14 protein-coding genes are annotated in these 14,757 nt (G+C 56.5%); 7 read left to right on the top strand and 7 right to left on the bottom strand.

The genetic code is table 11. The annotated features are described in order from the left end of the window. The first annotated feature begins 17 nt into the window (after window positions 1–17). A complete protein-coding gene (locus QP027_RS04475; protein WP_284826330.1) occupies window positions 18–1,067 on the top strand; it encodes a glycoside hydrolase family 25 protein in 1,050 nt (349 codons plus the stop codon). Here the strand turns inward: QP027_RS04475 and QP027_RS04480 are convergent. The 5 genes from QP027_RS04480 to QP027_RS04500 all read right to left on the bottom strand — a co-directional run bounded on the left by QP027_RS04480 (window position 1,064) and on the right by QP027_RS04500 (window position 6,140). After that, window positions 1,064–2,041, bottom strand: a complete 978-nt coding sequence (locus QP027_RS04480; RefSeq protein WP_284826332.1) for a hypothetical protein — start codon at window positions 2,039–2,041, stop codon at window positions 1,064–1,066. The genes QP027_RS04475 and QP027_RS04480 overlap by 4 nt on opposite strands. Before the next feature lie 46 nt (window positions 2,042–2,087). Further along, window positions 2,088–3,413 (bottom strand): glycosyltransferase family 2 protein, encoded by a 1,326-nt coding sequence (locus QP027_RS04485; RefSeq protein ID WP_284826334.1) that lies wholly within the window; start codon window positions 3,411–3,413, stop codon window positions 2,088–2,090. Then, a complete protein-coding gene (locus tag QP027_RS04490) occupies window positions 3,414–4,226 on the bottom strand; it encodes an ATP-grasp domain-containing protein (protein ID WP_284826336.1) in 813 nt (270 codons plus the stop codon). It abuts the gene before it with no gap. A 20-nt stretch (window positions 4,227–4,246) separates the two neighbouring features. Next, a complete protein-coding gene (locus tag QP027_RS04495) occupies window positions 4,247–5,158 on the bottom strand; it encodes a PIG-L deacetylase family protein (protein ID WP_284826338.1) in 912 nt (303 codons plus the stop codon). 181 nt (window positions 5,159–5,339) lie between these two features. After that, complete coding sequence (locus QP027_RS04500) at window positions 5,340–6,140, bottom strand: spermidine synthase (protein WP_284826340.1); 801 nt, start codon at window positions 6,138–6,140, stop codon at window positions 5,340–5,342. Window positions 6,141–6,165: 25 nt separating this feature from the next. On the opposite strand from QP027_RS04500, the gene mnmA reads away from it, so the two are divergent. Next, window positions 6,166–7,245 carry a tRNA 2-thiouridine(34) synthase MnmA gene (gene mnmA, locus QP027_RS04505; protein ID WP_284826342.1) on the top strand — a complete coding sequence of 360 codons (1,080 nt, stop codon included), beginning with the start codon at window positions 6,166–6,168 and terminating at the stop codon, window positions 7,243–7,245. A 9-nt stretch (window positions 7,246–7,254) separates the two neighbouring features. Continuing rightward, window positions 7,255–8,124, top strand: coding sequence for a uroporphyrinogen decarboxylase/cobalamine-independent methonine synthase family protein (locus QP027_RS04510; RefSeq protein ID WP_284826344.1), 870 nt, complete (start codon window positions 7,255–7,257; stop codon window positions 8,122–8,124). Here the strand turns inward: QP027_RS04510 and QP027_RS04515 are convergent. Continuing rightward, window positions 8,117–8,791, bottom strand: coding sequence for a 3'-5' exonuclease (locus tag QP027_RS04515; RefSeq protein ID WP_284826346.1), 675 nt, complete (start codon window positions 8,789–8,791; stop codon window positions 8,117–8,119). The genes QP027_RS04510 and QP027_RS04515 overlap by 8 nt on opposite strands. Before the next feature lie 29 nt (window positions 8,792–8,820). On the opposite strand from QP027_RS04515, the gene ligA reads away from it, so the two are divergent. Further along, on the top strand, window positions 8,821–10,839 hold the full coding sequence (gene ligA / locus QP027_RS04520) for an NAD-dependent DNA ligase LigA (protein WP_284826348.1): 2,019 nt from the start codon (window positions 8,821–8,823) through the stop codon (window positions 10,837–10,839). On the opposite strand, the gene QP027_RS04525 is transcribed toward ligA, so the two are convergent. After that, window positions 10,822–11,493 (bottom strand): ACT domain-containing protein, encoded by a 672-nt coding sequence (locus QP027_RS04525; protein ID WP_284826350.1) that lies wholly within the window; start codon window positions 11,491–11,493, stop codon window positions 10,822–10,824. The two genes, ligA and QP027_RS04525, sit on opposite strands and share 18 nt — an antisense overlap. Before the next feature lie 130 nt (window positions 11,494–11,623). On the opposite strand from QP027_RS04525, the gene gatC reads away from it, so the two are divergent. The 3 genes from gatC to QP027_RS04540 all read left to right on the top strand — a co-directional run bounded on the left by gatC (window position 11,624) and on the right by QP027_RS04540 (window position 14,756). Further along, window positions 11,624–11,923 carry an Asp-tRNA(Asn)/Glu-tRNA(Gln) amidotransferase subunit GatC gene (gene gatC / locus QP027_RS04530; RefSeq protein ID WP_284826352.1) on the top strand — a complete coding sequence of 100 codons (300 nt, stop codon included), beginning with the start codon at window positions 11,624–11,626 and terminating at the stop codon, window positions 11,921–11,923. A 3-nt stretch (window positions 11,924–11,926) separates the two neighbouring features. Then, a complete protein-coding gene (gatA, locus tag QP027_RS04535; RefSeq protein WP_284826354.1) occupies window positions 11,927–13,411 on the top strand; it encodes an Asp-tRNA(Asn)/Glu-tRNA(Gln) amidotransferase subunit GatA in 1,485 nt (494 codons plus the stop codon). Window positions 13,412–13,580: 169 nt separating this feature from the next. Further along, a complete protein-coding gene (locus QP027_RS04540) occupies window positions 13,581–14,756 on the top strand; it encodes a DUF1611 domain-containing protein (RefSeq protein WP_284826356.1) in 1,176 nt (391 codons plus the stop codon). Window position 14,757 lies beyond the last annotated feature (1 nt).

Genomic DNA, 14,757 nt, shown 5'->3' on the forward strand with positions numbered 1-14,757 from the left:
CGATTAAGGTTTGAGGCATGCGTCTCTCCCTGAAACTGAATTCGGTCGTCGCTGCCTTAGCGATGGCACTTGCCGTCCTTGTTGTACCTACCCACTCTGTCCACGCAATGCCCAACCCTCTCGCGCCGTCCGGCGTCGACGTAGCTGGCCACCAGCATCCCGGTGGGGAAGCCATCGACTGGAATGCCGTCGCAGCGCACGGTGAGCGTTATGCGTTCATCAAAGCATCTGAAGGAAACGGCTGGACAAACGAGTTCTACGCACAAGATGTTGAGGCCGCCAACAATGCAGGCCTGCTGACCGGCGCATATCACTACGCGCGCCCGGCTGAAGATGCACGTGCGCAGGCTCGACACTTTGCAACGACTCTGTCGATGTCTTCCGGCACCGCCTTGCCACCAGTTCTAGACATTGAGGTCTCCGAGGGGTTGAACCCAGAACAGCTGCAGGGATGGACCCGCGACTTCCTTGACGAGCTCAAGGCCCAAACCGGCCGCACTCCGATGATCTACACCTACCGTTACTTCTGGAAAGACAATATGGCTAACACCCACGAGTTTTCCGAGTACCCACTATGGCTCGCGGCTTACCAGAACAACGCACCGAAGCCTGTTGGCGGTTGGGATAAGCTCTCTTTTTGGCAGCGCTCCGATAACGGTCGCGTAGCGGGAATTAACACCCCGGTGGACATGAACATCTTCAACGGACACGAAGGTCAATTGGCCTCCTTCGCAGCGGGCAATTTGTTTGCAACCGGTGGCGTGCTCGAACTCATGCAGGGTATCCCTGCCTTCGACGAACTCAGCGTCTTGGAGCAGGAAAACACCGCGCTGGTCCTCGCGATCTTGGCTGCGGGGGTAGGTGTTGCGGCTGCACCATCGCTTATCGACGCAGCAGAAAACCTCGGTTTCAACTCGACAGACGCGACCAACATCGCGAAGACAGTAGAGCACCAGATCAATTCGGGGACACTGCCAATTGAGGATCTGCAGCACATGGCAGCTGGCGACTACAGCATTGGTGACCTGCTGATCTTGCTGGACAACGTCAACAAAATCACCAATTAATTGGACAGTGCGTCCCAGTGCTTGTCCGTCATCAAAGACAATGGTGTGACAGACACTGGGAAGCCTTCCGCAGAATCGACGGATTGAGTCAATTCCTTCGGCGAGATGTCGCCCCAGAGTCCCACGGACAGGGTGAAGCGCTCGGCGGCTTCATCGCCAAAACGATCTTTCAAACCCGCAGCTATCTCTTCGATAGCCTGCGGGTCTTTTTGTGCCAATGAGGTGTAGGTCCATAAAGTAAGATCCGCGCCGGTGTCGAGGATGTCGTCGTAGCGGTGACCAGAGTCAAAGCGGTTCTCGCCAGGCGCGTCCCAATTGACCCTCGCGTCCATGACAACCGAGCCACCGGATGCCTCTTGGCAACGGGTGATCACACTCGTAATAATCTCCGATTGCCAGTCATTCAATATGTCATCGGATGTATCAATGTCGCCCTTATCGTCGCGCGGAAATTCCTTTTCCCCTGTCATTTCCTTGAACAGCTCTTCGTCAGCTGCAGAGAAGAAGGTGTCGCCGATCAGCTCAGTCAATGCGATGGCATCGGGAGAATAACGCTCCTGGGTGGCAGCGCAGAGTTTCTCAACGCCCTCACCAACTTCGCCCTCATACAACGCTGTTGCGGAAGGGAAGTCCTCCGCTTTCTCGCCACTAGCAAACACGCCTTCATACTTCGGGTTCGTTTCAACGATCCGGGGTGCCATGGTATCGATGGTCAAAACTACTCGCCGATCAGTGCCTTTGGTCAGGCTGGTGATGACATCGTCGACAATGTCGTCTTTTTCCGACACTCCTGAGGCCCAGCGATCCTCTTGGCCTTTGACGGGAAAACCGATGAAATCAGCACGTCCGACGCTGACGGTGACGCCACTCGCGTTAGCCTCGTCAAGGCGCGAGCGGACTTCTTTCCAATCAACTGAGTCATCGGAAACAGACTCCCACCCAATCCCAATAGTGAGGTCGGGTGAAGTTGTCAAAGTTGCCTGCGTTTCAACTTGTCCGCAGGAGGCGAGAACCAAGGCGCTAGTGAGAAATACGGGGAGAGCGAGTAGTTTTCGGCCAGTTGTGTACATATTGTTCAAGTCCTACGTTATTGGCAACACTAGCGATTGCTTTTGGTTTGGAAACGGTGATGTTCTTCTGAGAGATAACGCCAGTGCGTTCTGGTTTGTTCCAGACTTGTTCGGCGTTTGTGATCTCCTTTTGCATCGCCGAGATCATGGTGAATGACATCAGCAGCGAGTAAACGGGCCACACCGGCAGCGTCCACACGTGGCGCAGATCGCCCAGAGAATTCGACATCGCCATTGCAATCACTAAAAGAACGAAGGAAAGCACAAGCCCCGAGCCAAGAATGATGCCCCAGATCGAGAAGTCTGCAGTGGGTAACTCGAAAACCGCGACGACAAGAAGTACCACTTGTAAAACAGGCACGAGGAGCATGGTCATCGCTGCAAACCAGAGATACGGGCCGAAACTCCCGTACTTCAGAGTAAACATCGCGCGCCAGTGGTATTTGAACCCTTGGATGAGGCCACGAGCCCAGCGCACACGCTGCTTCCACAACGCCTTGATCGATGAGGGAGATTCAGCATAAACAAGAGCACGGGGTGCAAAAGTAATGCGCCAATCCGTTTCGTGGATTTGCCACGTGAGATCTAGGTCCTCACCGATGGTGTCTTCGCGCAAGGGGTGACCCGGTTCGCGCTGCGCAATCTGGTCAAGACAGGAACGGCGGAATGTCCCGCAATTGCCCGAGATCACCGGAACAACGCGGAGGATGTCGAAAGCGCGTCGGACCAATCCAGTGCCCACGTGTGTAATGAGCGCCAGGAAACGAGTGAGAACCCGGTTGAGGTTCACCGGTCGATCGTCACCACAAACTGCACCAACGCGATCATTGTGAAACGCCTTAAGCATCTCAGGGACGGTCTCTGGGGTGAATACCGAATCAGAGTCGATGAACATTAAGAATTCACCAGATGACTCACGATAGCCGTGATTAAGTGCTGCTCCCTTGCCGGCGTTGTCCTGGTAGATGTAGCGAACTTGCGGGTATGTCCGCTCCAGTTCCTCGCCGATCTCGCGGGTGCGGTCTTTCGAACCATCGTCCACGATGATGACTTCCATCTTTTCGTACCCCGCGCCCACGATCGACGACACGCATGATTCCAGCACGGTTTCCTCATTGTGTGCGGGAACAACCACTGATACGGAAGGTTGATCGGGAAGCACGCCGAGGTTGCCGTTACGTTGTCGTCGTGAAGCCAGAAGCTCGTGCAGCAAAGCAAAGGGTACGAAAAGGATCCGGATCAGCAACAATGCCAGGGTGAAGATGAGGAACCACATTTATTGCGCCTCACGAAGCAAAGCTTCAAGAATCTCCGGAGCGTGTGCGGAATTAGCTCCAAAACGAGCGTTGATCTCTAGCAACACCGGTTGATTGTTGCGATCCATGCGGATGTCCATGTCAATTGGTCCCGAGAGTCCCAATTCACGGGCAATGCGGGTGGCAAGCTCGGAAACTTCGGCGTGCTCGGTGCGCTCCACCGCATCAGCGTTGCCTACACGTCCTTCGCGCAGCTTGGTCTTTTTAAGAACCACGCACGTGATCTCACCATCAGCAGGAATGTAGAGCTGCGGGCAGAACTCATCGCCGGGGGCAAATGACTGAATAATCAGCGCAGCGTCGCGGTCAGCAGGCAGATTGTCTTGCGTGTCGACGACCACAACGCCGCGTCCCCCGCGAGCGACGCGAGGTTTGATCACGGCGGGGAACTCGTCGAAAAGCTCTGTGCCGGTGACTGTTTCGGGCACCGACAAACCGCGGCTCAAGCAAAACTGCGCTGTGAGCCACTTGTCGTGGGCGATTCCGACAGCGGATGCATCCGATAGAACAACGGCGCACGGAAAGATCGGGGCCGCTGCTGCCACGAAAGGAAGCTCGTCTTGCACCGTGGGGATAAAAATGTCGATGCTGTGTTCTTTGACAACACGAATCAGGAAAGGAATGAGCTCCGGTGAGTCGGCTCGCGGTCCTTGGAGCGCCCCTGCGATTTCGACCATGTCGACACCGACAACCGAGTGCCCGCGTTCCTTGAGTTGCTCACTGAGTGATTTGCCCGCCGGTCCGCCGACTCCGGTAATGAGGAATGTGGCCATCTGAATTGAGTCCTTTAGTCTTAAAGCGGCATTGGATCGTTCAGGCGAAGGCGCATTGGTTCGAACCCCTCAGCGCGACGAATCCGTCCTTGACGTCCGCGGAAAGTAGTAATCGAATCCACGATTTCGCGTGACATATATGGTTTGCCTGACTGGTTCGCGTGCGCGGCAATGGCTTCGGCTTTTACATCAGAGTAGTCGGTGACATCGATGAACACGGTCGGGGAGAAGTCAGCAGTCACTGAAGGGGACTCGAAGCACAAGATGGAGTGGTGGTTTCGGGCCGCGCGCATGACCGCTCGGTGTACGGCCAAATGATCCTGATGCACTTCATTCTTCGAATGGGTGAAGATCAAATCGGGCTGCTTGGCACCCATCTTCGCTTCGATGGCATCGATCATTTCGTTCATGTGCTCGTCCAAAGCGCGGTCAGTCAACGACAAAACCGTAACACTGGAAAGTCCAAGGAAAGTTGCACCCGCGCGAGCCTCGTCCGGGCGGACGGCAGCGTCGCCACCATCTGCACCGTCCGACATGATGATCCCGTGTACCTGGTGGCCCGAGTCGACAAGCTTTGCAATTGTCGATCCACACGCGATTTCAAGGTCGTCGGGATGCGCAGCAACGATCAATACGCTGGAGGGACGTGGTGCAGAGTGCTGCGGAATGCGAGAGTAGTGGCCAACGTAGGCCAGCATTCCTAATAGCGCGATAATCGCAATAACGTTGCCGAAAAGGAACCACGGGTGGGTGGTTAACAAGTGACCCGCAGCAAGAAGCCCTGTGAGGATGAAACCGATTCGGATAGCCCTGAAAAGAGCTCCGGGAGCCCGATAGTTGCGCTTGAGAAATCGGCGAACTTTGGGACGGGAGAAGAAGAGGAGGCCGCACACTGAAAGGAGCAGTAAGAGCGACTCAAGGAGCGTAGACATTTTCAATTTTCCTTTGCCAAAGTGTGTGCCACTATAACAAACAGCACGGTAACCGCGATTTTTGTTACCCGCAACTAATGTCGATCGCATTATGAAAAGCGTTTCATCTGGATACTAGAAATCTCCAAAAATCTTGGATCGTTGTTGCAGGTGACAGGAAACTTGGCAAAGAAACTCTCATTTAAGTTTCATCTTGGCGCGCGACTGTGCCGGATGCCAGCGACCTCGCCCAATCCTCATTTTTGAACTGGGCGGGCACCGCGCCTTGTAATAACTTCTTCGTTAGCGCCGCGCTATTTTCTAGCGGCTGGTTGGATCCGAGCAGAATGATGTTGCCGTACCTGCGCCCCTTCAGCATCGGAGGATCGGCGATAGCTGCAACGTGGGGGAAGACCTGAAGCATGCCACTGAGTTCCTCGCGCGCGTTCTTCAAATCCGAGTAATCGCCACAGTTGGCTACATACAAGCCGGTGGCGCTTAACGACGAATGTGCGGCCTCAAAGAACTCCACCGTAGTTAACGGGCGCGGGGTCACAGCTGAGGAAAAGACATCTCGGATAATGATGTCGCGGCTGGCCGGAACAAACTTGTCGGTTTCCTCCCGCGCTTCACCGACCCGAATCTTCACCGCAGGTGCTTTGGGAATGTCAAAAACCTCGCGCACTAGCACCGCCAAATCCATGTCGATCTCTACCACGGTGTTTCTCGAGTTTGGCCACACGTGTGCGAAATAGCGCGCCAGGGAACAGCCAGCTCCGCCCAAATGCGTCAGACGCGGTTTCTCGTATGATGTCAGTTCTTCGATGGCAGCGGCAATCCAACGCATGTACTCAAAATCCAGCCGCTCCGGTTCACCCACGACGATGCTAGAAGAAGGGACTCCGTTGACCATGAGAGTCAAGGAACCGTCAGACTCCTCAATGATTTCGGCAATCCCAGTATCAATCTCATAGATCTTGTTGTCCTGCTGTTTTCTGGCCATGGATGAAGAGGGTACACTGCCCGACATGCGAGTTCTTGTAGCAATGTCCGGAGGGGTCGATTCGTCGGTGGCGGCCTCTCGTGTTGTTGACGCCGGCCACGACGTGGTCGGCGTGCACCTTGCCCTGTCGCAAGATCCGTTGGCCACCCGCGAGTCCGCCCGTGGTTGCTGTTCGCTCGAAGATTCCGCCGATGCCCGCCGCGTTTGCGACAAACTCGGCATCCCTTTTTATGTATGGGATTTCTCTGACCGCTTCAAAGAAGAAGTCATCGACAACTTCGTCGATTCCTACGCCATCGGCGAAACACCTAACCCGTGCTTGCGCTGCAACGAGAAAATCAAGTTCGCAGCCTTGTTAGAGCGCGCGTTAGCTCTCGGCTTCGATGCTGTCGCCACAGGCCATTACGCAATTATCGACGACCAAGGCAACCTGCGCCGTTCTGCCGATCCTTTGAAGGATCAGTCCTACGTACTCGGTGTTCTCACCCGCGATGAACTCGACCACTGCATCTTTCCGGTGGGTGACACGGAGAAGCCACAGATCCGTGAAGAGGCGCAAGCTAAGGGATTTTCCACAGCGAACAAACCAGACTCATACGACATTTGCTTCATTCCCGATGGCAACACACAAGCATTCCTTGGACGTTCGATCGGCGTGCGCCCCGGCATGGTTGTCGATCAAGACGGCACCGAACTCAAGGAACACGACGGAGCATTCCAATACACCATCGGCCAGCGCCGAGGGCTCGACCTGCGCGTGCCAGCCGCTGATGGCCAGCCACGCTACGTGACCGACGTGGATGCCTCGACCGGCACGGTGACCGTGGGCCCGCGTCAAGCACTCGAAGTTACCTCCATCACCGCCGACAGGCTGAAGGTCTTGCACCCCCAGATGCAAGGCGAATTCGAAGCAAACGTGCAGATCCGAGCACACGGCGGGGTAGTGCCGTGCTGGGCGAACGTCCAGGGTGACTCGATGCAGCTCGGGCTGAAAGAGCCACTGTCGGGCGTGGCTCGTGGCCAAGCAGCAGTGCTTTACCTCCCGGATCCTGACGGTTTGGGAGACGTGGTTCTAGGTTCCGGAACCATCTGCGGCACCGCATAGGATAAGCCCATGACAGCATTCGGTCTTGGTGAGCTGCCCGGCACTAACTTCGTCGAGGCAGCCGACATCGTCTTTTCGGAAACCCCACTACCGCATATTCCGCAACTGCCGGAGCGGGGACTCGGATCCGATCTAATTGGACGGACAGCGGCGCTTTTGCCTCTTCACCTCGACAAAGGCCCTCGGTCATGGATAGTGACTCGGCGCCCGCAGATCATGACCCGTCGGGCCGCCGACCAATTCGAGCGCGATCTCGACACGTTGGAAGAACTCTGGGCGGGCAAGATTGAACAGCTAAAGGTCCAGTTGGTGGGTCCGTGGACTCTGGCCGCGGAGATCGAGATGCCCAACGGGCACCGCATGCTGTCGGATCGCGGAGCACTAGAGGATCTCACGGCAGCGCTGCGTGAGGCCGTTGAGAACCACGTCGCGGACGTCGCCAAGCGTTTTGGTGCGGATGTTGTTGTCCAACTCGACGAACCCAAGTTGCCGCAGGTACTCGCGGGTCGCGTTAAAGGAACTACGGACTACGACACGATTGCCAAGGTCGATCCGCAAAAGGTGTATGAGCGCCTTGAGCTTTTCGGCGACGTTTTGCTGCACACCACCTCGCCACTGTTCGATAGTCCGTGGATCACCGTCGACCTGAGCTCATTGACTACGACAAAGCTTCTCGACGAAGCGGGTGCTGCCTTGGGACAAGGGCACCGTTTTGCCATTGCGCCGATGGAACCCAAGAAGGTGGGAGAGATCGTCGACAAGCTGCAGATCGATCCGGTGGTAATCAAGATCGATGTCTACGCGACAGGTGGCCGCGCGGAAGACTACCGTCGTGCGCGAGAGGTGGACGACATCTTGCAGCGAGATTTTCTTAGCTGATCATGGGCCAGGCTGTGGTGACGTCTGTTGAGTCGCGACCCCGGGACTCTAAGAACTTGCGCAGCTCTATCTGGAGTTCGTAGTACTCAACGGCCTGATATTCCATGAGTTCATCGGTATCCATTGTGGCAAGCTCCGGCCAAATTTTGTTTACTTGCTTCCAAGCGATGCGGGCGGCGGCCATCGCGTCAGAAGTAGCTTCGTGAGCGTTTTCCAGCTTGACGCCGTAAAACTCAGACAGAGCGGTGAGATTGCGCTTGCCCTTTCGGTATCTGTCGCGAGCACGATCGATCAAGTACGGGTCATACACCGGGCCGGTAACTGTGAAATCGCTGGTCAATGCGCGCAGAACGGAGAGGTCGTAGGGGGCGTTGAACACAATGAGTGTGAGCCCTTTTTCCCAACCCCGCTTGATCGCGTCGACAGTTTCCTGCAGGACTTCATCGTGTGGGCGACCTTCGGCGCGGGCTTTCTCCGTGGTAATGCCGTGAATCTTGGCGGCTTCGGCCGGGATCTCGACGCCCGGATCAGCCAGGGTTTCTTTTGCTTCGACGTCTCGGCCGTCGATGCTCACGATGGCGGAAGTAACGATGCGAGCCTCAGTAGGATTGACCGAGGTGGTCTCCAAGTCGAACGAAAGCATCCGGGAAGCGTTGAAAGTCGGCATGTCCTTTACTCTAGCTACACTTGTTAACCGTGACCGATAATTTTGCTGAACTGCGCCGCGAATGGGACGACCTAGCTGAGGAAGTTCGTCGCCACCGCGATTTGTACTACAACAGCAACCCCATCATCTCTGATGCTGAGTTTGACCAATTGTTGGCCAAGCTACAACAACTAGAAGACGAACACCCCGAGCTCGCAGTGCCGGATTCTCCGACTAAGGAGGTCGGTGCGCCTGTTACGGGATCGTTTGACGATGTTGAGCATCTTGAGCGCATGATGAGCTTGGACAATGTGTTCAGCGAAGAAGAGTTGGTCAACTGGCTCGCGCGCACGCCCGGGCCCTACTTGACGGAACTCAAGATCGACGGTCTCTCTATCAATTTGGTTTACCGGAATGGTGAATTGGCGCAGGCCGCCACTCGTGGCGATGGGCGAGTGGGCGAAGACATCACTGCGAATGCACGCGTGATCGAGGACATCCCGCACGCGTTGCAAGGCGATTTCCCTGAACTGGTGGAGATTCGTGGCGAGGTATTCATCCGGCCAGAGGATTTCCCAGAGCTCAACGCCCAACGCATTGAAGAAGGCGGTAAGCCTTTTGCCAACCCGCGCAATACCGCGGCTGGGGGCCTGCGCCAGAAGAACCCAGAGGATGTGAAGAAGCGTCGGCTGCATATGGTGTGCCATGGCATTGGAGCGCGAGAGGGTTTCACTCCGGCTACCCAGCATGAGGCCTACGAAGCCCTCAAAGCATGGGGCTTGCCGGTATCGGAATACACCAAGCGGGCCGAAACGGCACAGGAAGTGGTCGATTCGGTGCGTTACTGGGCGGACCATCGCCACGACGCGATCCACGAGATGGACGGCGTGGTAATCAAGGTGGATTCGATTGCGCAACAGCGTGGTTTAGGCGCCACCTCACGTGCGCCACGCTGGGCTATCGCCTACAAGTACCCGCCGGAGGAAGTAACTACCAAACTTAAAGACATCCAAGTTGGAGTAGGCCGTACCGGTCGAGTCACGCCATTTGCAGTCATGGAGCCTGTGTTCGTCTCAGGCTCCACCGTATCGATGGCCACCTTGCACAATCAGTCCGAGGTGAAGCGAAAAGGCGTGCTCATCGGCGATACCGTGGTCATTCGCAAAGCGGGCGAGATTATCCCGGAAGTGCTCGGCCCAGTTGCTGACCTTCGTGATGGAACAGAGCGCGAATTCATTTTCCCCACGCTGTGTCCCGCGTGTGGCACCCGTTTGGCGCCGCAAAAAGATGGCGATATCGACTGGCGCTGCCCGAACACTAGGTCCTGCCCTGCGCAGCTGTCGACTCGCTTGACCTACCTGGCTGGCCGCGGCGCATTTGATATTGAAGCGCTTGGTGAGAAAGGCGCCGAGGATCTCATCCGCTCCGGCGCGCTTGTCGACGAAGGCGATCTGTTCAACCTCAGCGAAGAAGATCTCTTGCAGACCAAGGTCTATACGACCAAAGCAGGGAAGGTAAATGCCTCCGGGAAGAAGCTCCTAGACAATCTCACCACGGCGAAAAACGTGGATCTATGGCGCGTGATCGTCGCATTGTCTATCCGCCACGTCGGTCCTACAGCAGCGCGCGCACTCGCGGGACGTTACCGCTCTATGCAGGCGCTCATCGATGCGCCTGTGGAGGATCTGGCAGAAACCGATGGCGTAGGCGGGATTATCGCCGAGGCCTTCAAAAAGTGGTTTGAAGAGCAATGGCACCGGGCGATCGTCGATAAGTGGGCGGCTGCGGGAGTCACTATGGAAGCTGATACTTCCGACGAGGTCGCCCAGACTCTGGAGGGGTTAACCGTGGTGGTCACCGGGACGTTGGACAACTTCACGCGTGATTCTGCGAAAGAAGCGATTGTGTCCCGAGGTGGCAAAGCAGCTGGTTCGGTATCGAAAAAGACCGACTACGTAGTGGCGGGGGAGAACGCTGGTTCCAAGGAGACCAAGGCCAGGGAGCTCGGCGTGCCGGTGCTTAACGAAGCCGGCTTTATCACTTTGTTGGAATCAGGAGCAGCGCAGTAGCGCTCCGACGATAGCGCCAACATTGCCGATGTGCTCGACTTCGGTGGCCAAATAGTCGGGGCCACCGATGCGTCCCATGATCAAGACTAGGTCGGTCTGAGGCAGGGGGGCTGCGGCAAGCGTCGAGTCCAACAGGCCCCAGGATTCTGGGATCCACTCTTCAAGGTCGGGGAACAACACGCGCGCCTCGGTGATGTTAGTTAATGATGGGGAAGAGCCATCGTCACCGGGGGCACCGTCCGACGCTGCCACGCGGGAGACACCGTGGGCATCCTGACGTAACACCACGGCCCATGAGGAGGTCAAGGCTTGAGGCATGACAGAGACGAGTTCCTGCATGGCTCGCGGGACATCGTGGGCTTGCGCCGCGACGCGAGAAAGCATTTCAATCTGACCGCGTCGATCTACTCGGCCGGTAAAGGGACGGATTGAATCGACTTCCACGCCATCCACCGCGGTTGCAGCGGTGATCAGTGCATCGGCCATCGTGCCCTTCGGGAGGGATACGACGATGTCGTCCATGACTGTGTTGTTAGGCAGCGTTTCGACGATGTCGACGGACTGGATGTTCGCGCCAATAATTCCGAAAGCCTGGGCGAGGTCACCGAGGCTTCCTGGCTCATCGGGGAGCAGGATACGGATTAGATATGACATCGCTTCCTTCCCTTCCTTGCAATCGAATACGTCCATCATTTATACCAGTGCTCCCCACGCCCTGAAAGAAACCTTGGTGCCGTATTATGGGAGCGGTTAAAGGAACAACGTATAAAAGGAAGTAGTTCACGTGTCTGACATTTCCCGCGAGGACATCGCCCGCCTCGCAAGTCTCGCCCGTCTGCGCATGACGGATGATGAGCTAGATTCATATGCCGACCAGATGGACACCATCTTGGAAGCCGTGGCCAAGGTGTCTCAGGTCGACACCGAAGGTGTGGAGCCAATGAGTCACCCTCATTCCATTGAGGCTCCGATGCGTGAAGATATTGTCGTGGACACCTTGACTCAGGAGCAGGCACTGTCGCAGGCACCAGAGGTCGAAGACGATCGTTTCGTTGTTCCGCAAATCCTTGGAGAGGCTGAATAGAACATGACTGACTACACCACCCCAACTACGGGACTGACCAGCCTGTCCGCAGCCGAGTTGGCTGAAAAGATCCACTCCGGCGAGGTCACCTCCCGCGAGGTTACCCAGGCACATCTTGACCGTATTGCCCAGACCGACGAGGTGCTAGGCGCGTTCCTTCATGTGGGTGCCGAGGAAGCTCTGGCTACCGCCGACGAAGTTGACCAGGCGATCAAGGCAGGGGAAAAGCCCGCATCCGCACTGGCAGGCGTGCCTTTGGCGCTGAAAGACTTGTTTGTTACCACCGATGCGCCAACCACCGCGGCATCCAAGATGCTGGACGGCTATGTCTCCCCTTACGACGCAACCGTGGTGACCAAGTTGCGCGAGGCTGGAATCCCAATCCTGGGTAAGACCAACTTGGATGAGTTTGCACTCGGTTCGTCCACCGAAAACTCTGCGTTTAAAGTTACCCGCAATCCGCACGACATTGATCGCACACCTGGTGGGTCAGGCGGCGGTACCTCCGCTGCGGTGGCTTCGGGACAGGCACCGCTGGGCATCGGCACGGACACCGGCGGTTCCATCCGTCAGCCGGCAGCCTTGACCGGTACCGTTGGTGTGAAGCCAACGTACGGAACTGTGTCGCGCTACGGCATGATTGCCGCGGCATCATCTCTGGACCAGGGTGGCCCAACCGCGCGTACCGTCCTTGACACCGCGCTATTGCACGAGATTGTGGCAGGTGTGGATCCATTCGACGCGACTAGCGTGAACAAGCCGATCGCTCCGGTAGTCCAAGCGGCCCGCGAGGGCGCATCCGGGGATCTGACCGGCATCAAGATTGGCGTGGTAAAGCAGTTCGAGCGTCCCGGTAACCAAGAAGGCGTACTGGATGCGGTTTCCAAGGCCTACGAGGATCTGGCATCGCTCGGTGCTGAGGTTATCGAGGTCGATTGCCCACACTTTGACGATGTTATGGGCGCGTACTACATCATTCAGACATCCGAGGTTTCGTCGAACCTCGCACGATTTGATGGCATGCGTTACGGCCTGCGCGAAGGTGACGACGGCAAGAACTCCGCCAATGACGTCATGGAGATCACCCGCGCGGCCGGCTTCGGGCCTGAAACTAAGCGACGCATCATGCTGGGCACCTATGCGCTGTCTGTCGGCTACTACGATGCCTACTACCTGCAGGCACAGCGTGTGCGCCAGCTCATCGCCAACGACTTCAAGCGTGCTTTCGAGCAGGTGGACGTAATCGTGGCGCCAACCACCCCGACCACGGCGTTCATGCTGGGGGAGAAGGTCGACGACCCTTTGGCGATGTATAACTTCGACCTGTACACGCTGCCGCTGAACCTAGCTGGCCTACCGGGCATGAGCCTGCCAATTGGTGTGGCGGAAGACACAGGCTTGCCAGTGGGGCTTCAACTGATGGCTCCAGCCTTCCACGATGATCGCTTGTACCGCGTCGGTTCTGCATATGAGGCGAAATTTTCCTAAGTGATCCGCGTTTTCCTCCTTTGGCGCTGAGCAAGCGTCAAAGGGGGATTTTTTGTTCCTGTGCACATGAATGATCCCTAATCAAAGTTTCATGAAAGGTTCATACATGTCGGCTTTAATGGTGCTTCGAATATGAAATAAGTGTGTTGCATCTAGAAAGGTCCCGAAAATGTCAATGAACTTCGCCCGTGCAGGAATCCTCGAACGTCAAACCGCAATGCTCAACGAGGCACTCAATGCCGCTAGTCGCCCGACTGGCCCTGCGCCTGCGTCCCAGGGGGCACGTCGTCGTGAAGCGTTGCCTTCGCAGCACATCCAAAACTCCTACACCTGTCGGTTCATCTCGGATCCTTATCACGAATCACCAGAGGACTACTTTTTGGTGGCTGGGGAGGACGTCGCCCCACGCGCAGGCGATGTCGTTTTGGCCAAAGTTGTGGGAATTCACAACCACAAGCGCGTGGAAACTGAGCAATCTCGTAAGGCGAAGCTTTTCGACGAAAACCTGATCCTGTTGGCTTATGGCCACCGCTACGCAGCCGACCAATTCCTTGCGCATATTCCCGACAACCTTGATTACTGCCACCTAGTCGCAGCTGGTGGCATTGCCGGTGTGGTCACTGAATCGCATGCGAACATGGATGATCCGACGCTAATTGAGCCACTGGGGCTGCTTGCAACCGACAAGGGCATCGTTAACATCGGCGACTACGCTCCGTATGCCAACGAGCCTCGCGACTCCGCTGCTGAGAGTCGTCCAGAGGTGATCGCAGTGTTGGGAACCTCAATGAACTCGGGAAAGTCCACCACACTCGCTTGCCTGGCTAACGGTTTAACCAAGGCAGGCAAGAAGGTGGGAGCAGGAAAGATTACCGGTACCGGTGCGGGAAATGACCGCATGATCTACCACGACGCAGGCGCGGCGGAAGTCATCGATTTTACTGACTTCGGCTACGGCTCTACCTTCAAGATGGACTTTCAAAAGCTGCGCGACCTTACCGTCAACATGATCGACGTTCTTTCACGCGACAACGACGTCGTCATCGTTGAGATTGCCGACGGCGTCTACCAGACAGAGACAGCGCGCTTGCTGCGTGACGAGATTTTCCATGCATCCGTGGACCAAGTCGTGTTCTCCGCGGTCGACGCCCTCGGCGCTCGGGCCGGCGTGCAGACGCTGCAGGAAGCAAAGCTGCAGATCGCCTGTGCGACCGGTGTCATGACTGCGTCTCCACTCGCAACCCAAGAGGCCGATGAGGTCCTGGGAGATTTGAACGTGCCTGTTATCAGTACATTTGATCTGACTTGTCCTGACGTGGCAACTACACTGCTAAAGCGTGACTAAA

It is taken from the genome of Corynebacterium breve, from assembly GCF_030252165.1.
GTDB classification, from domain to species: Bacteria; Actinomycetota; Actinomycetes; order Mycobacteriales; family Mycobacteriaceae; genus Corynebacterium; species Corynebacterium breve.

Excerpts from the sequence above, each read along its gene's own strand:
- QP027_RS04495 (WP_284826338.1), bottom strand. The coding sequence starts at position 5,158 with ATGTCTACGCTCCTTGAGTCGCTCTTACTGCTCCTTTCAGTGTGCGGC.
- QP027_RS04490 (WP_284826336.1), bottom strand. The coding sequence starts at position 4,226 with ATGGCCACATTCCTCATTACCGGAGTCGGCGGACCGGCGGGCAAATCA.
- mnmA (WP_284826342.1), top strand. The coding sequence starts at position 6,166 with ATGCGAGTTCTTGTAGCAATGTCCGGAGGGGTCGATTCGTCGGTGGCG.
- QP027_RS04540 (WP_284826356.1), top strand. The coding sequence starts at position 13,581 with ATGTCAATGAACTTCGCCCGTGCAGGAATCCTCGAACGTCAAACCGCA.
- gatA (WP_284826354.1), top strand. The coding sequence starts at position 11,927 with ATGACTGACTACACCACCCCAACTACGGGACTGACCAGCCTGTCCGCA.
- QP027_RS04515 (WP_284826346.1), bottom strand. The coding sequence starts at position 8,791 with ATGCCGACTTTCAACGCTTCCCGGATGCTTTCGTTCGACTTGGAGACC.
- QP027_RS04525 (WP_284826350.1), bottom strand. The coding sequence starts at position 11,493 with ATGTCATATCTAATCCGTATCCTGCTCCCCGATGAGCCAGGAAGCCTC.
- QP027_RS04510 (WP_284826344.1), top strand. The coding sequence starts at position 7,255 with ATGACAGCATTCGGTCTTGGTGAGCTGCCCGGCACTAACTTCGTCGAG.
- QP027_RS04475 (WP_284826330.1), top strand. The coding sequence starts at position 18 with ATGCGTCTCTCCCTGAAACTGAATTCGGTCGTCGCTGCCTTAGCGATG.
- QP027_RS04485 (WP_284826334.1), bottom strand. The coding sequence starts at position 3,413 with ATGTGGTTCCTCATCTTCACCCTGGCATTGTTGCTGATCCGGATCCTT.
- QP027_RS04500 (WP_284826340.1), bottom strand. The coding sequence starts at position 6,140 with ATGGCCAGAAAACAGCAGGACAACAAGATCTATGAGATTGATACTGGG.